Below are 21,272 nucleotides of genomic sequence, written 5' to 3'. Positions count from 1 at the left end.
TAGAAAATGCAGAAAAATAAATGATCAGTTTAATATACTTTGAATTAAGAATGCCAAACCTTTGTTTTAAAGATTTGGCATTCTTTCCATTATTAATTCTTATTAAATACAACGAGCTTGAGCTCAGTCATTTCCTCAATTGCATATTTTATTCCTTCCCTGCCCACGCCACTTTCTTTTACTCCTCCATATGGCATATGATCTACGCGGAAGGTGGGAATGTCATTAATTAAGACTCCGCCTACATGAAGCTGCTCAGCAGCAGCCAAAGCAGTATGAATATTATCGGTATAAATACCGGCCTGCAGTCCGTAGCTAGAATCATTCACAAGTTCTATGGCCTCTTTAACTGTTTTCACTTTATTAATCAATACTATCGGAGCAAAAACCTCTTGACAGGAAACTCTCGCTGTTGGATCAGCCTCAACAATGACTGTAGGCAGTAAAATATTTCCTTCTGCATATCCGCCCATAACAATTTTTGCCCCTTGCTCTCTTGCTTCCTCGATCCATTCAATAGTGCGGCTTACATCTTTGGGTGTAATCAACGCTGAAACGTCAGTTTTCGGATCAAGCGGATCACCGATCGTAAGTTCCTTTGTAGCAAGTACGAATTTATCTACGAAGGCATCAAATTGCTGCTCATGCACATAGATACGCTGTAAAGAAATACACACTTGACCTTGAAAGCCAAAGGCTCCAGCCACACAACGCGAAATGATTTTGTCTAAATCCGTATCTTTATCAATAATAACTGCCGCATTCGAGCCTAGCTCTAAAGTCACGCGCTTTAGGCCCGCTTTATTTCGGATGCCAATCCCTACAGCAGGGCTACCGGTAAATGAGATCTTTTTAACTCGGTCATCTGTTACAAGCTTATCACCAATTAGTGAGCCACTTCCAGTAACAACATTTAATGCACCAGCCGGGAGCCCTGCCTCTTGAAATAATTCAGCAATAAACAAAGCTGATAATGGCGTTTGCCCAGCAGGCTTTAAGATAACGGAATTTCCAGAAGCAATGGCTGGTCCTACCTTATGTGCAACTAAATTCATTGGAAAATTAAAAGGAGTAATCGCCCCAATTACACCGATTGGTTCACGTACTGTATAGGCGATTCTCCCCTCTCCGCCTGGAGCTGCATCTAGCGGAATTGTTTCCCCATGAATCCGCTTTGCTTCCTCGGCTGCAAATTTATACGTTTGAACGGTTCTTGCAACCTCCGCATATGCGGCTGTAATTGGTTTTGCAGCCTCGGTGGCAATGATCTCGGCAGCTTCTTTTGCCCTCTCTTCTAATAGCAAGGCTACTTTTTCTAATATAGATGCACGCTGATGACTAGGCATCACTGCCATTGCTTTTCTTGCATGAAAAGCAGCTTCTAAACCCTTTTCAACTTCAGCAGCAGTTGCTGCAGGTATTTCTGCTATTACCTCTTCACTATAAGGAGAACGTAGAGACACATATTGACTAGCCTCTACCCATTCCCCATTTATATATAACTTCCTTTTCAATGGTAGTCCTCTCCTTTGATTCAATTCATCCGTTTATATTGAACATCGATTAATGAAGAACCTCATTTTCAACTGCAACAATTGTTTCATGAAGGATGTCGAGCAATTTAGCCAATTCTTCTCTATTTATAATTAATGGAGGTGCAAATACAACTGTATCTTGCCCATCAAAAACGACAGATCTGCAAATAAGTCCGCGTTTAGCTGCTTCCGCCACAATTAAAGGAGCGACAGGTGTTTCAAAACTTTCATTTGTCCTGTGGTCTTTAACAATTTCCAAGCCGCCCATTAATCCAAGTCCTTTTACCTTGCCTATGATTCTGCACTTTCCCTGGATCCAATGAAAGCCTTTAAGCATTTCTTTTCCCATCTTTTCAGCGTTTGCAATTAACTCTTCCTGCTCAATTAATTCTATATTCTTTAATGCAACAGCACAAGCCATAGGGTGTCCACTATACGTATATCCATGCAAAAGTGTTCCAGTTGAAAGCTCCATCAAATCTTGATGAATGTTCTTCGAAAGCATCACACCACCTAATTGGGCATACCCGCTGGTTATCCCCTTCGCAAAGCACATCATATCTGGAGAAACGCCATAATGTTCAATCCCAAAGTATTTCCCTGTCCTCCCAAAACCTGTTATTACTTCATCCGTAATAAATAAAAGACCATACTCATCACAAATACTTCTAACTTCTTTAAAATAGTCTTTAGGAGCGACATGAAGACCTCCTGCGCCTTGTACAGGCTCGGCAATAAAGGCTGCAATGGTATCTGGCCCTTCTGCTTCAATAACGCACCGTAAATCCTCCGTTGAAAAATGATCAGCATAGCAGAAATCCGGATCAAAGGAGTTAGTAAACTCACGAAAAGGCTTCAATCCAGTTGCATTTGTTGAACCCATCGCAACGCCATGATATGACTTCGTACGGGAAATAATTTTCCTTCGATTTGGCTGCCCTTTTAATATCCAATAATGCCTTGCTAATTTATAAGCTGTATCGTTTGCCTCCGAACCGCCAGAAGTAAAAAAGGTTGTACTTAGATCGCCGGGGGCGATTTGCGCAAGTTTTGCTGCTAAACGAATGGCTGGCTCATTGCTAAATGTTGCAAAACAAGAAGAGAAGGCAAGCTTTGACATTTGTTCCATTGCCACTTTTCCTAATTCCTCTCTCCCATGGCCAACATTTACATTCCACAAAGAGGACATCCCATCTATTACTGTATTTCCAACGATGTCTGTAAGCATGATCCCTTTCCCCTCAGTGAATATAAAAGAGGGGCCTTGATCCTGCTGCTGTTTAATCGGAGAGGTCGGATGGAGAAAATATTTCTTATCTAATTCCAATAGTTCCTGAACACAGTTATCAACCTTTGTCATGATTTGATTCCCCCTAAAATAATAGTTTTATATTTATATAGATTTAAGATGCCATTTTTATGCCATTTTTTAATAAATCTTCTAATCGCCTTCATGGTGTTCTATCAGAAAACATAAATTAAAAATTCTATAAAAATATTATTTAAAAGTGTTTCAAATACTGTCCCCGTTCATTTATGCAGTTCTTCTTCAGGAATCAAAAAAGACCAAACATGCTGTAAACATATCCGGCCAAAAATATTCTTATTCAAATAATGGACTTACTGCTTTTTGATTATGAATCCGATCAATTGCTTCAACTAGTAATGGAGCAACAGATAAAACATTGATTTTATCAATCCGTTTTTCTTGGGGCACCCTAATCGTATTCGTAATCACTAATTCTTCAATGGATGAAGACTTAATACGATCGATAGCTGGTCCTGATAGAACGGCATGTGTGCAGCAGGCATAGACTGCTTTTGCTCCATTTTCGATTAATGCATTCGCACCAGTTGTAATGGTACCAGCTGTATCAATTAAATCATCTACAATAATGGCGTTTTTTCCCTCAATATTTCCGATGATGTGCATGATTTCTGTTTCATCATGTTCCGGACGCCGACGATCAATCAGGGCAAGAGGGACATTTAGGATATTAGCTATCTTTCTAGCTCGAACCACTCCCCCATTATGCGGAGCAACAATAACTAGATCGTCTAATGATTTTTTCTTAAAATAATCCGCAAGAATCGGTATCCCTGTTAGATGATCTACTGGTATGTCAAAGAACCCTTGAGCTTGCGGTGAATGAAAATCTATCGTTAAAATTCTAGTAGCACCTGCGGTCTCCAAAAGGTTAGCAATGAGCCTCGCAGTGATTGGCTCCCTTGATCTAGCTTTCCGATCTTGACGGGCATAGCTGAAATATGGCATGACAACATTTATCATCTTAGCTGAAGCTCTCTTTAAGGCGTCAATCATAATAAGTAGCTCCATGATGTATTCATTAGTCGGCTCTGAAGCGGATTGAACCAAAAAGACTTCACTTCCCCGGACACTTTCTTCAATATGAATTTGAAGCTCTCCATCACTGAACTGTGTACTTGAACTTTTTCCAAGTTCACAGCCTAAAAGGTGAGCCATCTCTTCAGCGAGTTCTCGATTTGAATTAAGTGCAAACATTTTGAAATTCTCTTTAAGTATGTATGACACCATTTTTCCTCCAAGCCAAATTACAATAATTTTTATTTCCTTGTTCTATTTTACATGAAATGGACTTTCCAAGAAACTATATTAGGCTTTTTCTATTTATCGCAACTATTCACCATATAGTCTTAAAAAATGTTTATTTAATTCATCTTCATCTATGATTAACCTGCGCTTTAAATCTTGGGTACGCAAAACAAATTCTTTAACTCCGATAAATTCAGATTCAGCCACAACATAAAATTTTGTCCCTTTCACGAAGCTTTTATAGTCATGCTTCAAACAATATCTCTTCATCATGGCTCCCCTGTTGTTCTTTAATCTACTTAGAACTTCTTCTAACTTTGCTAAGTCTCTTAATCATTAAACCCTATCTAACACTTTTTATGCATTTTGAGTAATGATCAGCTAACGAATTAAAATGATCCCACAGTCATGGGATCATTTTATAATTATAGCATGAATCTTTCAACGGAAAATCATTGGTATAAATTTCACTATAAATACAATTACATTTAGAATATCATAATTTTTTTCTTATTACTCCTCTTGCTGAACACGTTAGCTAATGTAAATAAGAGCACAGCCAAATAGGGTTAGCAGTTTAAACTTTAAGAAATATTATTTCTCATCAGCAGGTTTTCGTTTATGTTTTTCGTTAATAATTTTCTTGTTAAGAATCCTTACTTTTCCCACCATTAGCAATCTCATATCTTCTACAATATATCTAGCTAGCTCTTCATCAGTTATGTCATCTCCTTCAATATCAAGGCGGAATTCCTGCCCTTGAATTCCGCCTCCATTTGTAAACTCAATTTCAAAATCAAATAAAACTCTTTTTTCCATTAAAGCCCCACCTTTCACATAGTGTTAGAGAGCTATAAATATATTCAGGTAACTATAAACTAATACCATCACGAATAAACTGCCACTATAAGATAAAGAAAAAACCCTGCACTCACAGGATTTTAATCAAACTTTTTTTCAAATGATCAATCATATCTATATCAATATCAATGATCGGCTTCGCAATCAAACCCTTTACAGCGGTACTTCCAATATGGTGAATATTTAGTGTGTACTGACCAATCGCTTTTTGAATAGACTGCTTTTCAACTTCGAATTCTCTAATCCATTTATTAGTCCAAGGAACTAGAAAAACCTCACCTCTGGGTAATCCAAGCATTTGCTTATCCTCACCTAATTTTTTATACATAATTACACTATTCACTTTCCTCGAATTTAACTGCTCTAGCTTAATACAATGATTTCTTTATACAGATAAGAGCTAGTTGGTATTCTAGTAAAACGGTCTTAAATTGAAAAGTGTGCAACAAATATTTTAGCTATTCTTCAGAGGAGTTGATCTACTACCCGGCATATAGAAGAATTAACCGATAAATTGCTATACAAAGTCCTAAAATACTGGCTTTTATTTTAGAGGGATGGTTTCTTTTGCTACTAAATAAGTATATTAAAACTGCAATAAATCCCAATGGAATCCAAAGTTGAAAAACTCCTTCTTTTGTACTGTGAGAAAAAATTGGAGCAATGTAAGTACTAATAAGAAAGTAAAAGAAAACCGTAAAACGTCGTATTTCTAATTGGTTGCTCCATCTGACTAAAAAAATAATAATTATTATTGCGATAATCGTAATATGTAACGGTGGCAGAACAATGGCGCCATCTCCAATTTTAAATTCCAATCAATATCTCCCTCCTTTTCTATATTATATCACCATTTTTGGTAAAATTAGGTATATATTTTAAATACCCCCTATTTTCCTCCAGAAGCATTATTGACTACATCCTTGTTTCAACTAACCAGCTCTTTAGTATAAGCAGACCTTTTCACAAAATTTTATGGTGATTAAATATAACCAACCAATACTGTTTTAGGTTCTTTTTTATTAAATGGTCAAGACATAAAGAAAGAGCGAAATTCTTGATAAAGAATTTCGCTCAATTATGGATGATTACTAATTATAGATGTCCTTTTATCAGAGTTACGCAGCCTCCAATAAACTCTACTTTATCCCCTCTAATCTTTAGTTTTATTTCTCCCCCTCGCTCTGAATCTTGAAATGCAGTGAAGTCTTTTTTATTTAAGCGATCACTCCAATAGGAAGCTAATGCGCAGTGTGCTGAACCAGTTACGTAGTCTTCATTAATTCCAATTTTTGGAGCAAAATATCTCGATACAAAGTCATACCTATCTGTTCCACGGCTAGTAATAATTATACCGGGGCCCTCAAGTTCTCTAATTGCTTCCAAATTAGGTTTTACGTCATGAACCATCTCATGATTTTCCAGTACTAAAATGTATCGATCTTCTGCCCAAGCAGCATCTTTTATTGGAAATTCAGTAACACGCTTTAAGTCCTCAGACACTTCAATTTGAGTGGATTCTTTTATATTAAATCTTAGAATTATTTGCTCTTCTGATCGTTCCGTTCGAAGGAGACTAGATCGTGTATAAAAATTAATTGTTGACTCTGATGAACAAAAACCCTCACTCCATAGAATATGAGCAGCTCCTAAGGTACCATGCCCACATAGATTAATCTCTTCAGTAGGTGTGAACCATCTAAGATTATAGTTATTGTCATTTTTCATTGAAATAAAGGCTGTAATTGGTTGATTGAGTTCTTTTGCTAAGGATTTCATCCACTCGTCTGTTTTTTTCTCTCTTAAGAAAACTATTGCTGCTGGATTGCCCTTAAATTTTTCTTTTGTAAAGGCATTGATCAAATAATATTGGCTATTCATTGGTTCCCCATCCTAACATAAATTTACATTGCTTATGCTATCATAGATAAAAAATAATTCTTTCCTTGTTAAGGAGTAATGAACAGAGGCTTGTGCATTAAGTTATTTACCTTTTTTAACGTTTTGTATGCTCCTTTTTGTAAAGCTCCGATAGCTTCCCTACCTAACTTCTCAACCACTTGAGCTTTCTCATCCAATCTCAAAGGTTAATTTTTGCTATAATGACCACGATGCAGATTTAATTTTGAATAAATAGGAGATTAGATTATGGATACTAACGTTTTTGAACAGATGGCAAAAAGATATGATACGGTAGAAAGAATGGAATTAGCTAAAGTTATAGTTAAGGAAGTAAAAACAGAATTACAAAATAATAAATCAAAATCCTTAATTGACTATGGGAGTGGTACTGGTCTGGTTAGTTTGGAATTAACAGATTTAGCAGATTCTATTTTGTTGGTCGATTCATCAAAACAAATGTTGGATGTAGCAAAAGCTAAAATTACTCTCAAAGGAATTACGAACGCAAAAGTGCTTTATTCAGATTTTACTCAAGATACACCTGAACTTAAGGCAGACATAGTTCTTATGTCTTTAGTCCTGCTACATATTCCGGATACTAATAAAATTTTACATGAGTTGTTCAACATTTTAAATAATGGCGGCAAGCTAATTATTATTGATTTTGACAAAAACGATAAAATACAGCATCCGAAAGTTCATAACGGTTTTTCGCATGAAGAACTGAAAAGAAGATTAATTGAAGTTGGATTTAAATCAATTGAAATTAAGTCATTCTATCATGGTAACAAAATTTTTATGAATCAAGATGCCTCAATGTTTATATCTAGCAGCATAAAGTAATTTCTTATTTTTTTCTTTCTTATTACTGACACAGTCTTTAGAATAGAGCCAATCATATCAATGGCTTTGACCTTATGAAAGGTCATTGGTCTAGTTTATTTCCAGTTGATGTGACTGGTTCTCTGAACATTTTTGGTTAGTTAAACCTTTTGTTGCCGATCGTTTCTTCTGTTTTTTTTTGATTAAGCTTCAGGATTACATTATTTAATGATTAAATTGTACATGTTTTTGTGTTAGAGCTGATTAATTTTTTCTTTCTTTTTTCTACCGCCAATAATTATAATTGAAACAAACATTAAGCCCCATCCTATAATATCTATAACGATATTACCTATTTCACCAATGACATGGCTCGTTAGTCCAATCAAAAAAGCACCAATAATAAAAGGGATTGCAAATAAAAACCTCAAATTATTCATCCTCCCTAAGTGAGATTCAATCATTCACAATGAACGATCTGCCACTTAATTGGGTAAAAGCCTAGAAAAATGCACGGCGATTACAACTATCTTTCTATAAGTATTCAATTCCACCTGATTCTCTTCCTTCATGAAACGATTCTTAAATGAAAAATAGACGCATTTCTTAGGGAAACGCGTCCTTTAACAAAATCCCCCCAAACCTCTAAAAGCTTGTTGAGTTAAATATAGAATTGTTACATTTTATTCCTGGCAAACTGCTTAATTAGTCGCAACACTTCATTGCACCGGAATAACTTGAATATAAAACCTGCCCAAGGGTTCTGACTCATATTAAAAGGTTAATCGCAGCTATTTCGTTTTACTTTATCTTCTTTCTCTGACAAGCTTATCAGCATCAATGAAAGGCAGCAATGGCTGTATTTCACTAAATCCCTGTTTCTCAAGCGCATCCTCCGCCAGATCTTGCAAGAATTCTTTTTTAAGGAAGGGTGCGATACTACAGAGTGAGGAGAAGCCATTGCGTTCATAGCTTTCCTTACTAATCTCCTCCTTGCATTTCTCGTTTAAAAAAGGAAAGAGTTCATTCATGTCAAGAAGTCCCTTTTTCGAAAATTCCTTCCTTGCGATAACTTCCAGGCTTTCTGCAGATAAAAATGGCAGAAGATATTTCAGTGCTTTTATTCCATTAGAAGTATGCTCTCTTTCTGCCAGTTTTGCCAAGTATTCCTCACTTAGAAATGGAAACAAATTCACTAATTCATTCAGCCCTTTTTTATGGTAAAATCCCTCCACTAATTCTTCCAAATACGCTTCGCTCAAATGGGGGGCGAGCGCATTCAAATCTGCGGTTCGGAGTGTCTTCTCATTCGGCTTTACTGATTGATCGACTTGATTTGCTGTCAAAATGGGGGCAATTGTCCTCAAATCTTCAAGAGGAACATCGGCTGGTTCTCCCCCCTCTCTTTCAATTAGCTGTTTAACAGCAGCTGTCTCTTTTTGATTTAATAATAGTTCATCAATGCTAACGCTAAATAAAGAAGCTAATTCCGGCAGCTTTGTGATATCTGGCATGGTTTCCCCACGCTCCCAATTGCTAATGGCCTGGTAGGTAACTCCTAATTTATCTGCCACTCCCATTTGTGTGAACTGGTTATCTTTCCTCAATTTTGCAATTTGCTTGCCTATTTTCTTCATATCCATCGGCTACATCACTCCCTTGGTTTGAATAGTTTAAGTCTAGACAGTCTACGGGAGAAAGTATATCAAGTTATCATTGAGTCGCTGGATTCCCTTAAGAAAACCATTTGCATTCGAGTGTTTTGACTATCAGCTATACAAAGAGTGCATACGCTCATAACACCAACTAAATCAATGCTTGAGTTCTGCATCGATTTCAATACTTAAGTTTCGCAACTCTTCACCCGCTTGACTACAAATTCTAAAAAAATCGCTATAGTATAAAAATAAGCGCAAATCCTTGTTACAGGAATGCGCCAGATTATTCATACTAAATACTGCCGAATCTGCATTAACTGTAAAGATTGCATTGTTATGTAGCGATGTTCATAAAAGCGGGCAAAAGAAAAATCACAAAAAAGTATTGAGGCTTCATAAAGAAATTCTATTCAAACAAGCTAGATAGAAAACAAATCGTTAACCTAATGATGTTCATTCCATCGGTCTTCAATATCAAGAGCATCTATCCCTACTAGAAACTGAAATAGATGCCCTCATTAAAGAAATTGAAGGCTTTAAATTATTCATCGTATTTCTAGTATCGAATTAAAGATTACGGCAACGGAGAAATAGATCGGTTTAAGCGACCTAAGAAGCAACGAAAACGATTAAACCTCCAGCGCTGAGGATCCCCAATTTAAAGATAAGTATTTCTAAACATTTTAAAAAAACAAACTCTTTTTAAACTCGTTCCATGGTAGGTTTTTGGGTGGATACTTGTAAAATTCAACAAAGGTGAATTGACAAAATAGTACTTCTTCATTGCAACATTACTGTCCAGTTTGTTCAATAAATAGCCGACACCGCTTATAGACAAAGTGCGTCTTATAAATGGTTTCAATGCATCTTCAGATAGAATTCTCTTCTTAATGAGCATTGACTGGCTTCCTGCTGGAACTGGGGAGCATAGTGGCTCAATTTTTTAATAAAATAACAAGTTTCAGGAAAGTGATGTATTAGAAAGCGTAGCGTTTCCTTATTTAAGAGCTTGTTTTCTCTATATTTCATTGTCATTGCATAGATAAATTGGCTCATTTCGAGTGTAGTTTTTCCAACTTCTAAAGCGAATTCAGTTTGTCTTGCAAAACCGGGCTCTTTAAACCGTAAATATCCTTTTAAATGATGATTTTGTACAATGAAGGCTTGATATTTGCCGATATATAAATCTGCTCGATTGGAAACCATAATTTCGATGGGATCAAGTAAATTTTTAAATAAGACCGCATGTCCCAGCTGGTCCTCCAGCCACAGGTCCATTAATTCGATTAGACTCAGAGGAACTGGTTCTGACCCTTTTATCAAGTAAGATAAGATTCTTAAATATTCCTGGTTTTCACTTAATGTGCCGTTTAGATAAGTTGGGGATAAATTTAAGTTCACTGCATTCTCAATTCGAAGGGCTTGCAGAGCCCCCTCAAAATCAAAATATCCTTTCACAACCGGCCAGACCTTTCTTGAAAACTCTATTGATGCAGGATTGCTATGCGAAATTGCAGGTGATAACCGGTTCAATTGTTTCAACAAATCATCAAACAATTGAATAAATTGTTCAGCAGTTTGGACATACTCAACTTCACTTACTGATAAATGATCCCTGACAAAATAGGCATGGTCCTGAAGTATTTCTAACCAAAATAAATGCTCTTCCCATAATGAAACCATTTCTCCCGCCCCTTTCATGCTGCTCCTCTTACTAAATGTTATTGCTGACTCTAGAAAAACTGAACACTTGGGTTAGAAAAAACACAATTTTTATTCACTCACATAAACATGCATGAAAATGGAAAATATATAAATATATATCAATTTTTTTAAGGGAGAATATTATTTGTATAAAAAAGATAAATTATTGATGATTTTAATGATTATATTACCTTGGCTTAGTATTTTGTTTATTGGTAAGAAAACTCTGAAAAGATTTCTACCAGGCAGCATTTTTATGAGTTTGTATCTTATTGCAGAAGGTAGATTTGCGGAAAAGAAGAAATGGTGGTGGTTCCCATACTCAATCAAACCAAATGTTTTGGCAGAATTCCCATTGATATTTGGTCCTTTTTTAGTAGGTTCTCTTTGGATTTTAAAATATACGTTTGGAAAATTTAATCTTTATCTTTTGGTTAATATAATTATTGACTCTTTTTTTACTTACTTTGGATTAAAATGGTTAAAGAAAATAGGCTATGTCTCATTAATTCGGTTAAATAAAGTTAAATTATCCATTGTATTTTTAATAAAATCGTTTGTATTATATGGGTTTCAAGTTGTTTACGAAAGATATTTCCCTTTATCAAAAAATTCCCTTTAGTGACCTTTGCTCTAGCTTACAAGCAAAGGTCTTTTTTCTAATATTTAATTCATACTAAGTTTTGGATAATTTCATTAGAACATTCATTTTAAGGTGGGGTGTTTGGAAGAATTCATCCATAAATTCTATTAGAAAAGCATAAACCAAAATACTGATAGGTGCTAAGTTTACAATTAATGAAAAAATTCTTCTAGCAAAATTTTCTTTGCTGAACATTGAAACGATGCTTAAAGGGATGCCAAACACGGAAGCATAGAACGTAAGGAATTTAAATATTCCAAGGATAGATTCTATAGTGTCATTCGATGTTTTTGATGAGATATATGAAGAAATGGGAATAGTAATAATCGTATTCATCGCTATAAAGAAAGAGATTTTAGTGAATACCCTGAGATTTTTCCTCTCCAACACTTTCACCTCTCCTATTAGATGGAGTGAAAAGTAATATCTTGTCTATCAATCTAGCATTATTCTTTTCTTGGATTTTCAGTTCATTACAAATTAAATGCCATTCACACTCAAACGTATACAGACTAGATAGCATTATAATCGAGGCTTTCCCTAATTTACAGCCATACTTACAGCACCTTTCACCTGATAGTTATATAGTCAGCAATATGAACAAAAGAGAGAATATCCTCCAGCCCTCGATTAGGAACAAAAATATCGAGGCTCACCTATAACGATGTTAAGAGCAATGAATAACACCGCCATATCTAGATATGTATAAGTCATTCATACATTTTCTAAACGAATATATTGGGTGATGTATTAACGATTGCCTCAAGTTGTAGAAATTCGCGCTTATAGCTGCTAAGTATGATGTCACATGAAGATTTTTGGGAAGTGTATTTAAGTAAGTACCCTTTTGTACCAACATTCACACCCGATTACGAAGGATTGTTTTAGAATTAAATAAAATAAACACTGCACCCCATTTAATTGATCAGCTTCTTTTCAAGAATGATTTTAGGTTCTCCCTCGTTATCAGTGTAAGTTCCAATAATATCGAAGCCACTTTTAATATTTAAAATCAGCATATTGCGCCACTTGTTTTTGGTCTGTGTTTGAACTGCTTTGTATCCATTTTCTATTAAATGTTGGTGCTGTTGTTCCATTAATTTAGAGGCAATGCCTTTGTTCCTGTACTCAGCATCCACTCCTCCTAACCAGCTATAAAACTGGTCACGTTTATGCGCGTATCCAATCTTATACCCGACCACCTTTTTATTATCTATAGCAACGTCAATTCGCAATTTAGGCTTTTCCACCATTCTGCCTGCTAAATCTTCCGATTCACCAAAAATTTCATTATGTAATTGTATAATGCCATCCATAATCTTAGTATCTGGAATTGATTTAAAATGAAAATACTCAAAATCCATATAAACTCTTATCCTCTCTTATCAACATTTTTTAGTATATATTCTTCATCATAGTTGAACATCAATCTTATCTAAACCTAAAAAATAAGTAAGCTCCATAATTGAACAAACAAAATAGGTTCCCCATTTTTTGATCATGAAATTCTTCTTTCGCTATGTCCAACCTTTAATCTTCTTTTATAAAACAGTATTAAGGACATGATTAACAAAATAAATCCTGCTATTCCTGTAAAAAAGGGATATAGGAAAGGAACAAAGAGAGACGGATAACCTTGTGTAATATCGGAGTAATATCCTAAAGACATAAGTGAAGTGCCAGAGAAATTTATTAATTTAACACCTAATTTGTTTTCGCTTCTCTCGAAGTATTTTAAGACATCTTCACTAACAACACCATTTTGAGAAATTGTGATCAACTTCCATTCTCTCTTTTCCATTGGGTGATTATCATCTGTCAGCCTCTGAACGATATTAATCTGTTTTTTTCCAGTCAGAGCATCGGTAACAGTAATTATATCTAACCATGAATAATATCTGCTCCCTTTATTGCGATTAGAAAGCCATATTTCATCCGGTATAGAAATCTCTTTTCCATTTAATAAAAGATGTATCTTAACAATATCACCTGGAGGTACATTTTCATTTTTATCCCAATATGTTAAAGGGGCTTTCTTGTTTGTCTTTTCTTCGATTATTTGTATAGTCATATCATTTATTGTAAGTTCTTGAACGTCCACAATATTGTTGAATCCCTGAGTGTCTCGATAAGCGTGGTCTATTTCATAGCGTTCATTTAACTTATAATCAATCCAAAACTCACGCACAATATTTAATAGTGGGGTAATAGAAAAAATTAATAAGGTTAGCGATATACCAATAAGGCCAATAATCTTTTTCATCAAAATCCCCTCTTGATTAGTTAACAAAAATTTAGCGTTATATATGTCCAACTGATTCTTTGAACTTTATTAAAAACTAAACTAATCCTCCCAATAAAATATCGCATCCATGACCAAATACTCTCCAGGTTCACGAAAAATGGTTGGAATTTTCGCTTGGAAAGATAATGGCTGATGCATTATTTCATCTTCTAATAGTTCATAATCAAACTCTTTTAAGACACGTTTCAAATTTTCTGCAACTGTTTGGAATTTTCCGCTAAAATCTAATTGGTTTCGACCACCAAGTAAAGAGCCATACGCCCCGCCAACTACTTCGTTCGTATCGCTACGAATTGTTTTATATCTGTCATCTTCTCCCATGATTGCTACTGGTGCTAAACGACAAATATCAATAATAATCCCATCTATCCTAATCTCTTGACGACCGTACTTCTCTTCACCGACTATAACATCTTCTTTTCTATAACAAAAAAATTCAACAAAGGAGGCGTAACCACTGCCAAAATGATTCCACTCTCCTTCACATACTAGTTGAGGAATACGATTTATTCGATGAAATAACTGTCTAATATGTCCTTCAATATTCTTCTCGTTATTGGTATCATAGGGAAACTTGTTCCCAACAATTTTCCCATCAATTAATGCCTGTAGTTGTTTATTAGAAAACATATATGAATCTCCTCATGTGTTTATTCGCCACGTCTCTATTTCGGAATCGCTCACAATTGTTGGAACACCCTTGAACTTAAGCACTCTTCCTTTAAGCAGTAATTTATATATTAAATTGGTTTTCGGATTTCATCGTTGCTTTTAATTTGAACAACAAAGGTGAAATTAGTAATCCTCCTGCAAACCCTCCTACATGTCCAGTCATACTGATATTAGGCAATAAAATCGTTCCTGCAAATCCGAACAATAAAAAGAATAGGATGAATCTTTTATCAACAAGAGTGAATAAATGACTTTTCTTAAAAAGTAAGAATATGTATATTCCCATTAAACCATAACCAACACCAGATGAACCAGCTAACGGTACTGGATAATTTGAAAAAAAATGAATGATTAAACCAGTAAAAATACTAAGGAAAATATATATAATTAAGAAAAATTTACTTCCTAACAGATTTTCAAGTGGTCTTGAAAGCAGCAATAAAAATGGAATATTGATAAGAAAGTGAAGAAAACTCATATGTCCAAGTGAGTAGGTTAACAATCGCCAAATCTGTCCCTCATTAACTTTTTGTTTTTCATAAGCACCTAAAATTAAACGAGTTTCAGCATCATGACCTCCTATCAGAGCTATGCTTGTTAAAACAGCACAAATAAATAATACTGCCGTTGTTATTGGATATACTCTAATGAATGTAGAAAAATCCTCTCTAACTTTAAACATATTCTCACCCTCAGGTTACTTTAAGTCTAAACTCGAACAAATGTATCCTATTTTCTTTATAATGTTGTTCAATCTTAATTAAATTGGCTTTAACATAAAGAAAACGCGTAATTCATGGAGCAGAATCGCACCCTATTAAAAAATAATGAAAATATAAACACAAGGATTAATTAGCTTGCGCCTAATAACATCAAAGCATCCGTTGACCAATAAACCATTTTTATCTTCATCAACTGTAATCTTCAATTAATAATATTTTTCCATCTTTTATCTGAAATACCGACTTTCCTTTGAGCTGTAATTTATCTCCTGCTTTTAATCCATTAGGTAAATCAACTGCAAGTATCCCTTCATACTGAATTTGCACTTCAACATTGTTGTCTATTGCACTATAGCTGACAATTGTCTGGCGGCGACTAGCAAAAATCTTTGATGAATTTTCCGCAAGCTCTTTAAACTCCTGTATTCCTTTTGTTTCCGTGTCAACTTCACCATTTGAGAAATTCCTGAACATGATTTCTTTATGCAAAAGTTTTACAATACCTTCTACATCAAATGAATTATAAGCTTCAACAAAATAATCAATAATTTGTTTTGTCTCGTCACTATTCATAGTCATCCCCTTTTCCGGTTACTAAGATATTTCATACTAATTTCTATAGAATTTAGTAATTTCCTTTATTTATAGCTTTGTATATAGTAAAAGGTATTTATACTGCTGAAGACTCATTGCTTATTCTAGTAAAGCACCCATTTATTTTAGGTACTTTTCTTCACTATCTGTCTATACATAATAAAAAGGCTGTTACATCAACAATTTTTCCAAAGTCAATTTAAAAATTTGTAGAGAAACCATTTTAATCTAAGAAAATTCCCATTTTCTTTTTACATCCACCAATTCCTGGTGATTGAATTCCATTCTGTATATATCTGGTTTTGATGTATGTAATAGGAAATCCAAGTCGTACTTACTATCAAAATAGCTCATCATCAATGCCATTACAGCTCCGTGAGTTCCTACCACTACTTTCTGTCCTTGATAGGTATGTAACAGTCCTTTTAAAACTTTTATTGCACGATTCTGGCAATCTGTATTAGACTCTCCCCCCATTAAAGTGAAATTGGGATCAGAAAACGACTTTTTTAATAGTGGGAATAATTCCTTATCAGATAATCGCTCATCTTCAGCTGAAAAAATTCTTTCCTTTAAGTCCTCAAATACTATTACGTCTTGTCCTAATTGTTTTGCTAACGGCTCTACGGTTAAAATTGATCGAGTAAATGGACTTGAGATAACAGTGTTTATCCCTTCATCCTTTAAAACTTCAGTTATTCTTTGTGCGTCTAATTTTCCTTTTTCAGTTAGGCTTCTTGTTCTTTCATTACCTCTTTTTGGTGAATCCCCGTGCCTTACCATATATATATAAGTTTTCATAGCTTCCTCCCAAGTTTTTTCGTATCTAATTATTCCAAACGTAGCAAATAGTATTTTAAAAGAATATCCCCCATTTAATACACTTTAAATTCTAATTAACAAACCGTTGCGTTAACTCCACTGCTTCACAGCCACCTAATTACTTAAAGAATAAACTATTGTTTTATATTAAAAATTTGTTTAACTGCATTTCACATAATGAATAAGCCTAATACTTGCTGCAGGATTGCACACGTATGTTGAAGATTATTACTAAGCACATTACTAATGAAAACAATTAGCCATACACATAGTGCAAAACAGCCATTCACAACAGGTTTGAAATACTGGAGCTATCTCAATCTATGTAACACTGTATATTAACTCTCCCATTTTAATTTTAAACAAATGTAATGGAGATTGTTTTGTTCGAAGTTACAATAATTTTTTTATAGTACTTGTAAGTATTCATTTTCTTTATATTCATCTTCCATTAAATAGCCCTTAATATAAAGAAAGAGCGAAATCCCCTTCAAGAATTACGCCCATTTATTTGTACCTTTTAGTTTAAATAAAGATGCACCCATCGTTGTTGAAGCTTGCATCCCAATATTTATTGGCAACATAAATCAATTTAATTCTAAGCGGAGTTTGTCTAACCTATAATCCTCAATTAAGTCGATACTTCCTTTGTGGTTTACATAGTTTTTGATTTGCTGGTTAATATTTGGTATCAGTAAAATGGAGTCTAGCTCATCTAGAGGAATCCACTTCACCGCCGATTGGTGTTGATCAGGAAAGTCGGGTAATCTTGGTTTTGAATTGTTTTTTATTTTACATTCAAAAATGAGATGTAATGAGTGTTGCTCATTGAGTTTATAATCGCCTGACTGTTTATGAGGAGTAAACTCATAAATTAATACTAACGGTCCAACATCTACTTGAACTGTAGTTTCTTCTAACACTTCTCTTGCAACACCCTCCATTATCGTTTCACCAGGTTCCAGTCCTCCACCAGGTAAATTATAATGAATTCCGTTATCATCATATTCCACTAAAAGTACAGAATTGTGTTCGATAATTAAACCGGTACAACGAATTCTCACATGTGACAAGATTTCACCTCATTTTAAAATTAAGATAACAGTTTGATCAATTTTCATTGTTTAGTGTTAAGATACTCCCAATAAAAATTCGGTAAGAATTTAAAAATCCCTTCTGATCTTAACCGCTTCCGATTGACTATTTCGTATGATAGAACAATGAGTAACTCAATAATCTGGCCCTATTCAAATAAAGAAAGAGTGAAATTCTAGCTTCATAATCTTGCCCTTTAATTGAATACTTTTGTTGATGCCAATTTTTACAGACTATAATCTAAATTTTTCTTCATCATTTTCATCCTTTTGTTAATGAAAATACTTCAACATTATAAGAAGATCTGTTCTGTAATCAACTTAATATTGTTCATATTTTTGTTTAAGTATCCAGAATAATCATTGAGTGTATTCAAAACAACTAAGAAGAGCTTTTGGCTAGTTTTTGTTTTGCTTAAGTATTCTCATACTTCACTTTTTCTCTCTCAAAGCCTAAATATCGTGTCCCTTGAAAGTTTAATATTCCAATATCATCTTCAGAAAGTAAACCATACTCCTTACCAGAAACGTGAAACTCCGAACGGTCACCGCTTTCGAACTCGAAAGTAACAAAATATCTTGTATGTGTACTTGAAGAATGATGGTGATGGTTATCTGGCTGATGATGATGCATATTTGACCTTCTGGAAACATCTGCTCGTTTTGATTTAACTATAGCTGGCACTCTTAATTCCGGAGACTGCTCATTTTTGTGCCACTGGCCAATTCCTTTGAAAATTGAAAATAAAATACCGCCAAAAACGATTACAAAAATAATTCCAATAAAAATAGGGACAATTTGAAACATATAATCACCCACAATAAATGGATCTGACATGTAAACACCCCTTCGGTTATAGCTTTTAATCAATACGAGTATAAAATTGAAAAGTTTCATAAAGTAGACACTGACAAACTCCGTATAGGTATTCCTTCATTAAACAGAACCGATGCTTTCAAAAAAAAAATTGGCTCCATATTGCATCGGTTCCCCCTATACTCTGGCCATTTGCAAAAAGAAATAGCGTGATTCTTGTAGCAGATATACACCTTTATATTGGAAAACCCAGATTATCCTCAAACCTAAATACCAGCTATCTCTAGTTTATTTAACGCAACCAGTTGTTGAAAGTCATAAGTATATCCCATATAAAATGAAGCTCCCTATATAAATTTAAGTGCATTTCCTCACATAATAGTTTAAAAACCTTATATGAAACACTTAAATTGTATCAATTGGTTGTTTGCTCCTAAGTCATCTTCATAACCCACCCTGTCATTTTTATCTTTTAATGTGAAATGATATTGAGTATTTGAACTCTCTCAGCCTGCTCTAAACCCATATTCAGTAAAAAAAAATCTGCCTTTATTCGATTAATTGAACTTTTATATCTATAAACATCAAGATAGAAAAAATAAAAATCAATCTATATTAGCATCTTTATCCTTACCATGATCGAAAGCTATTTCAATTAAGGCAATTACCAATGCAATAATAATCTCTGTTTTCCATGAAAGTGTCATACTTTCCATAAACTCATCTACTGTAAACAGGACAAGCCAGTTCGAAGTAAGTTCAAAACTGATCCGGATAAAAAAGACCCATATTTCTCCTGTTATATTTCGAACGGATAACTTAAAAATTGTTTCGGAAAACAATTCGACAATGATACCAAGAATATAGTAACTAACAACAAAGACAGCCAATGACCAGAAAGACTCATACTGAACACCGAGAAGTTTAAAAATCCCTGCCATACCAAAGAAATAAAGCCCAAATACAAAGCCTATCACCAGGATAATGAGCAATGTTATTCCTGCAACTGTTACTGTTTTATCTTTAGCATTCATTTCACGAAATGAATCTTTTTTTTCTGGCATAAAGTCTATTTCTCCTTCTGCTAGGATTCTCCTTTATGAAAGTATAAAACTACATTACCTCTTCTAAACTTAATATTTAATTTTTAATTAGCCCAATAAAAAAAATCCTTATAATTGAATTGCCGCCGAATATGGTAGATTACTTAAAAATATATGTTTTATAATCACCAGTATCGGAGGAGAATTTTAAGATATTTCCATCTGCGGGTATTCCCTCAAAATAAGCACCAATACAGCCTGTTGTACATCTGTGACCAGTTATAAGAATATTTAATTCCTTCTTTCCTTTTTGATTTTCAAGTTCTTTCATAAAGCTAAATACTCTTTTAACAAAACTATTTGGTTCTTCCACCCCATTATAGACAGAGGAATCAGGTAATGGACCAGCCATTTTTACTTCACTGATATGTAATCTGTCGGCTTCACCCAAATCAAAAACATCCAATCTATTATCTATTACAGCTTTTACCCCGGTAACAATTTTCGCTGTTTGTACGGCTCGCTCTTGAGGGGAAGAAAAAACAAAATCAAAATGAATACTTTGTATTTTATCTCTTAAAGTTTTAGCTTGTTCTATCCCATACACGTTTAATGGTAAGCCTCTTCTCCCCCTGCATTTTCCGTTCTTTATTCAAATCTGTTTGTCCATGTCTAAATACATATAACATGCGGAAGTCCTCCTTTTTAATCTTAATGGACTTCTTGTTAACAAATATACAATTCACCAAAAAAACTATCTATACTAAAAGTATTCAATTCTTCTTGATATTCTTATGCATTCATACGCCCGATTTGGAATATGCCTGATACCCTTCAATTACTTACCGAAGCCCTTCAATCTTTTACTTATTATCTAATGTTGTCATCATATCCCACGATGTTCCATTTATACCGACTTTCACAAATCCCTGCCTTTCATACAAATGGAGAGCAGGATTTTTGGGGTCAACACTTAATGATAATGAGAAAAAACCAGAATTCTTAGCTTTTCGAAGCATTTCATTAAGAAGTAAGGTTCCTACCCCTTGACCTCTATATTCTGGTACAACAGCCATGCTAAGTACTGGCGTGTTTTTGTCAATAAATCCATACGTTTTATTTGTTTCATCAAATAAACGTGCCCATATGGCTCCCACTGGTTTTTCACTTGAGTCCATGGCGATTAATGCTATGTCTCCCTGTCTTCCCCAATTACATAAATACTTAAATATCTCAGGCTGATTTAAAATCTCTCGTGAAGGCTTGATTTCCCCTTCAGCCATAAAAATGGCTTGATAAAGCATTTCCCATAAAAAATCTATGTCCTGTTCCGTTTCTGTTCTTACCTTGTAATCTGTCATGTTCATTCCTCCTTCAAATATTTAATAAGCCAAATAAAGACGCCTTTTTATTGAGTAATTGCTGCCTTTCTAGGTATATTGCTACAATTAACAGGTTCATTTGATTACAAATTTCCACGAACAACATACCCTCGTTACCATA

The 21,272-nt window shown here is 34.5% G+C and carries 24 protein-coding genes and 2 pseudogenes; 3 read left to right on the top strand and 23 right to left on the bottom strand.

Annotated elements, in window-relative coordinates; genetic code table 11:
• Positions 1–92: 92 nt before the first annotated feature.
• The 8 genes and pseudogenes from ASU02_RS07405 to ASU02_RS07370 all read right to left on the bottom strand — a co-directional run bounded on the left by ASU02_RS07405 (position 93) and on the right by ASU02_RS07370 (position 6,852).
• The gene (locus tag ASU02_RS07405; protein WP_057762539.1) at positions 93–1,514 is read right to left on the bottom strand and encodes an aldehyde dehydrogenase family protein; all 1,422 of its coding nucleotides are present in this window, start codon (positions 1,512–1,514) and stop codon (positions 93–95) included.
• 49 nt (positions 1,515–1,563) lie between these two features.
• The gene (locus tag ASU02_RS07400) at positions 1,564–2,895 is read right to left on the bottom strand and encodes an aminotransferase family protein (protein ID WP_057762537.1); all 1,332 of its coding nucleotides are present in this window, start codon (positions 2,893–2,895) and stop codon (positions 1,564–1,566) included.
• Positions 2,896–3,138: 243 nt separating this feature from the next.
• Positions 3,139–4,092, bottom strand: a complete 954-nt coding sequence (locus ASU02_RS07395) for a ribose-phosphate diphosphokinase (protein WP_057762535.1) — start codon at positions 4,090–4,092, stop codon at positions 3,139–3,141.
• Between the two features lie 102 nt (positions 4,093–4,194).
• The gene (locus ASU02_RS07390) at positions 4,195–4,380 is read right to left on the bottom strand and encodes a hypothetical protein (protein ID WP_057762533.1); all 186 of its coding nucleotides are present in this window, start codon (positions 4,378–4,380) and stop codon (positions 4,195–4,197) included.
• A gap of 324 nt (positions 4,381–4,704) precedes the next feature.
• Positions 4,705–4,929 carry a hypothetical protein gene (locus ASU02_RS07385; protein WP_057762531.1) on the bottom strand — a complete coding sequence of 75 codons (225 nt, stop codon included), beginning with the start codon at positions 4,927–4,929 and terminating at the stop codon, positions 4,705–4,707.
• Positions 4,930–5,080: 151 nt separating this feature from the next.
• Positions 5,081–5,269: pseudogene (locus ASU02_RS07380) on the bottom strand (GrpB family protein); the annotation flags it as partial.
• A 184-nt stretch (positions 5,270–5,453) separates the two neighbouring features.
• Positions 5,454–5,789: a hypothetical protein gene (locus ASU02_RS07375; protein ID WP_057762529.1), complete on the bottom strand. Its 336-nt coding sequence runs from the start codon at positions 5,787–5,789 to the stop codon at positions 5,454–5,456.
• 277 nt (positions 5,790–6,066) lie between these two features.
• Positions 6,067–6,852 carry a PhzF family phenazine biosynthesis protein gene (locus ASU02_RS07370; protein ID WP_057762527.1) on the bottom strand — a complete coding sequence of 262 codons (786 nt, stop codon included), beginning with the start codon at positions 6,850–6,852 and terminating at the stop codon, positions 6,067–6,069.
• Positions 6,853–7,119: 267 nt separating this feature from the next.
• Here ASU02_RS07370 and ASU02_RS07365 point away from each other — a divergent pair, with 267 nt between their 5' ends.
• Entirely contained in the window at positions 7,120–7,716 is a 597-nt protein-coding gene (locus tag ASU02_RS07365) for a class I SAM-dependent methyltransferase (protein WP_057762525.1), read from the top strand.
• A gap of 233 nt (positions 7,717–7,949) precedes the next feature.
• On the opposite strand, the gene ASU02_RS26350 is transcribed toward ASU02_RS07365, so the two are convergent.
• Together ASU02_RS26350 and ASU02_RS07360 are read right to left on the bottom strand one after the other, a co-directional pair.
• Positions 7,950–8,126 carry a hypothetical protein gene (locus ASU02_RS26350; RefSeq protein ID WP_157684491.1) on the bottom strand — a complete coding sequence of 59 codons (177 nt, stop codon included), beginning with the start codon at positions 8,124–8,126 and terminating at the stop codon, positions 7,950–7,952.
• A 375-nt stretch (positions 8,127–8,501) separates the two neighbouring features.
• Positions 8,502–9,338 (bottom strand): helix-turn-helix domain-containing protein, encoded by an 837-nt coding sequence (locus tag ASU02_RS07360; protein ID WP_057762523.1) that lies wholly within the window; start codon positions 9,336–9,338, stop codon positions 8,502–8,504.
• Positions 9,339–9,819: 481 nt separating this feature from the next.
• Here ASU02_RS07360 and ASU02_RS27360 point away from each other — a divergent pair.
• Positions 9,820–9,970, top strand: a pseudogene (locus ASU02_RS27360) (IS110 family transposase); the annotation flags it as partial.
• A gap of 241 nt (positions 9,971–10,211) precedes the next feature.
• Here the strand turns inward: ASU02_RS27360 and ASU02_RS07355 are convergent.
• On the bottom strand, positions 10,212–11,036 hold the full coding sequence (locus ASU02_RS07355) for a DUF2935 domain-containing protein (RefSeq protein WP_082631731.1): 825 nt from the start codon (positions 11,034–11,036) through the stop codon (positions 10,212–10,214).
• A gap of 166 nt (positions 11,037–11,202) precedes the next feature.
• Between ASU02_RS07355 and ASU02_RS07350 the strand changes: the two genes are divergently transcribed.
• Entirely contained in the window at positions 11,203–11,679 is a 477-nt protein-coding gene (locus tag ASU02_RS07350; protein WP_057762520.1) for a hypothetical protein, read from the top strand.
• A 938-nt stretch (positions 11,680–12,617) separates the two neighbouring features.
• Here the strand turns inward: ASU02_RS07350 and ASU02_RS07340 are convergent.
• From ASU02_RS07340 to ASU02_RS07290, 12 genes are all read right to left on the bottom strand, one after another.
• The gene (locus tag ASU02_RS07340; protein ID WP_057762517.1) at positions 12,618–13,064 is read right to left on the bottom strand and encodes a GNAT family N-acetyltransferase; all 447 of its coding nucleotides are present in this window, start codon (positions 13,062–13,064) and stop codon (positions 12,618–12,620) included.
• Positions 13,065–13,198: 134 nt separating this feature from the next.
• Positions 13,199–13,963 carry a hypothetical protein gene (locus ASU02_RS07335; protein ID WP_057762510.1) on the bottom strand — a complete coding sequence of 255 codons (765 nt, stop codon included), beginning with the start codon at positions 13,961–13,963 and terminating at the stop codon, positions 13,199–13,201.
• 81 nt (positions 13,964–14,044) lie between these two features.
• Positions 14,045–14,635, bottom strand: coding sequence for a hypothetical protein (locus ASU02_RS07330; protein ID WP_057762506.1), 591 nt, complete (start codon positions 14,633–14,635; stop codon positions 14,045–14,047).
• Between the two features lie 103 nt (positions 14,636–14,738).
• A complete protein-coding gene (locus tag ASU02_RS07325; protein WP_057762504.1) occupies positions 14,739–15,359 on the bottom strand; it encodes a rhomboid family intramembrane serine protease in 621 nt (206 codons plus the stop codon).
• A gap of 229 nt (positions 15,360–15,588) precedes the next feature.
• Positions 15,589–15,972 carry a nuclear transport factor 2 family protein gene (locus ASU02_RS07320; RefSeq protein ID WP_057762502.1) on the bottom strand — a complete coding sequence of 128 codons (384 nt, stop codon included), beginning with the start codon at positions 15,970–15,972 and terminating at the stop codon, positions 15,589–15,591.
• 249 nt (positions 15,973–16,221) lie between these two features.
• Complete coding sequence (locus tag ASU02_RS07315) at positions 16,222–16,794, bottom strand: histidine phosphatase family protein (RefSeq protein ID WP_057762500.1); 573 nt, start codon at positions 16,792–16,794, stop codon at positions 16,222–16,224.
• Positions 16,795–17,402: 608 nt separating this feature from the next.
• Positions 17,403–17,879: an NUDIX domain-containing protein gene (locus ASU02_RS07310; RefSeq protein ID WP_332307632.1), complete on the bottom strand. Its 477-nt coding sequence runs from the start codon at positions 17,877–17,879 to the stop codon at positions 17,403–17,405.
• Positions 17,880–18,324: 445 nt separating this feature from the next.
• Positions 18,325–18,747 (bottom strand): DUF2500 domain-containing protein, encoded by a 423-nt coding sequence (locus tag ASU02_RS07305; protein ID WP_057762496.1) that lies wholly within the window; start codon positions 18,745–18,747, stop codon positions 18,325–18,327.
• Between the two features lie 584 nt (positions 18,748–19,331).
• Positions 19,332–19,790: a YrvL family regulatory protein gene (locus tag ASU02_RS07300; RefSeq protein WP_057762494.1), complete on the bottom strand. Its 459-nt coding sequence runs from the start codon at positions 19,788–19,790 to the stop codon at positions 19,332–19,334.
• Positions 19,791–19,929: 139 nt separating this feature from the next.
• A complete protein-coding gene (locus ASU02_RS07295; protein WP_232426190.1) occupies positions 19,930–20,376 on the bottom strand; it encodes a histidine phosphatase family protein in 447 nt (148 codons plus the stop codon).
• A complete protein-coding gene (locus tag ASU02_RS26895) occupies positions 20,354–20,458 on the bottom strand; it encodes a histidine phosphatase family protein (RefSeq protein ID WP_232426188.1) in 105 nt (34 codons plus the stop codon). The genes ASU02_RS07295 and ASU02_RS26895 overlap by 23 nt, the downstream gene beginning before the upstream one ends.
• A gap of 174 nt (positions 20,459–20,632) precedes the next feature.
• A complete protein-coding gene (locus ASU02_RS07290) occupies positions 20,633–21,130 on the bottom strand; it encodes a GNAT family N-acetyltransferase (RefSeq protein ID WP_057762492.1) in 498 nt (165 codons plus the stop codon).
• Positions 21,131–21,272: the final 142 nt, after the last annotated feature.

This window comes from Cytobacillus praedii, assembly GCF_001439605.1.
Classification (GTDB): Bacteria; Bacillota; Bacilli; order Bacillales; family Cytobacillaceae; genus Cytobacillus; species Cytobacillus praedii.
The sequence above is the reverse complement of the archived record's forward strand: the minus strand, read 5'-3'. Positions and strand labels throughout refer to the sequence as shown.

What these genes read in the sequence shown, in the direction of transcription:
- ASU02_RS07400 (WP_057762537.1), bottom strand. Translation starts at nt 2,895, where the DNA reads ATGACAAAGGTTGATAACTGTGTTCAGGAACTATTGGAATTAGATAAG.
- ASU02_RS07395 (WP_057762535.1), bottom strand. Translation starts at nt 4,092, where the DNA reads ATGGTGTCATACATACTTAAAGAGAATTTCAAAATGTTTGCACTTAAT.
- ASU02_RS07390 (WP_057762533.1), bottom strand. Translation starts at nt 4,380, where the DNA reads ATGAAGAGATATTGTTTGAAGCATGACTATAAAAGCTTCGTGAAAGGG.
- ASU02_RS07385 (WP_057762531.1), bottom strand. Translation starts at nt 4,929, where the DNA reads ATGGAAAAAAGAGTTTTATTTGATTTTGAAATTGAGTTTACAAATGGA.
- ASU02_RS07370 (WP_057762527.1), bottom strand. Translation starts at nt 6,852, where the DNA reads ATGAATAGCCAATATTATTTGATCAATGCCTTTACAAAAGAAAAATTT.
- ASU02_RS07365 (WP_057762525.1), top strand. Translation starts at nt 7,120, where the DNA reads ATGGATACTAACGTTTTTGAACAGATGGCAAAAAGATATGATACGGTA.
- ASU02_RS07360 (WP_057762523.1), bottom strand. Translation starts at nt 9,338, where the DNA reads ATGGATATGAAGAAAATAGGCAAGCAAATTGCAAAATTGAGGAAAGAT.
- ASU02_RS07355 (WP_082631731.1), bottom strand. Translation starts at nt 11,036, where the DNA reads ATGGTTTCATTATGGGAAGAGCATTTATTTTGGTTAGAAATACTTCAG.
- ASU02_RS07340 (WP_057762517.1), bottom strand. Translation starts at nt 13,064, where the DNA reads ATGGATTTTGAGTATTTTCATTTTAAATCAATTCCAGATACTAAGATT.
- ASU02_RS07335 (WP_057762510.1), bottom strand. Translation starts at nt 13,963, where the DNA reads ATGAAAAAGATTATTGGCCTTATTGGTATATCGCTAACCTTATTAATT.
- ASU02_RS07330 (WP_057762506.1), bottom strand. Translation starts at nt 14,635, where the DNA reads ATGTTTTCTAATAAACAACTACAGGCATTAATTGATGGGAAAATTGTT.
- ASU02_RS07325 (WP_057762504.1), bottom strand. Translation starts at nt 15,359, where the DNA reads ATGTTTAAAGTTAGAGAGGATTTTTCTACATTCATTAGAGTATATCCA.
- ASU02_RS07320 (WP_057762502.1), bottom strand. Translation starts at nt 15,972, where the DNA reads ATGAATAGTGACGAGACAAAACAAATTATTGATTATTTTGTTGAAGCT.
- ASU02_RS07315 (WP_057762500.1), bottom strand. Translation starts at nt 16,794, where the DNA reads ATGAAAACTTATATATATATGGTAAGGCACGGGGATTCACCAAAAAGA.
- ASU02_RS07305 (WP_057762496.1), bottom strand. Translation starts at nt 18,747, where the DNA reads ATGTCAGATCCATTTATTGTGGGTGATTATATGTTTCAAATTGTCCCT.
- ASU02_RS07300 (WP_057762494.1), bottom strand. Translation starts at nt 19,790, where the DNA reads ATGCCAGAAAAAAAAGATTCATTTCGTGAAATGAATGCTAAAGATAAA.
- ASU02_RS26895 (WP_232426188.1), bottom strand. Translation starts at nt 20,458, where the DNA reads ATGTTATATGTATTTAGACATGGACAAACAGATTTGAATAAAGAACGG.
- ASU02_RS07290 (WP_057762492.1), bottom strand. Translation starts at nt 21,130, where the DNA reads ATGACAGATTACAAGGTAAGAACAGAAACGGAACAGGACATAGATTTT.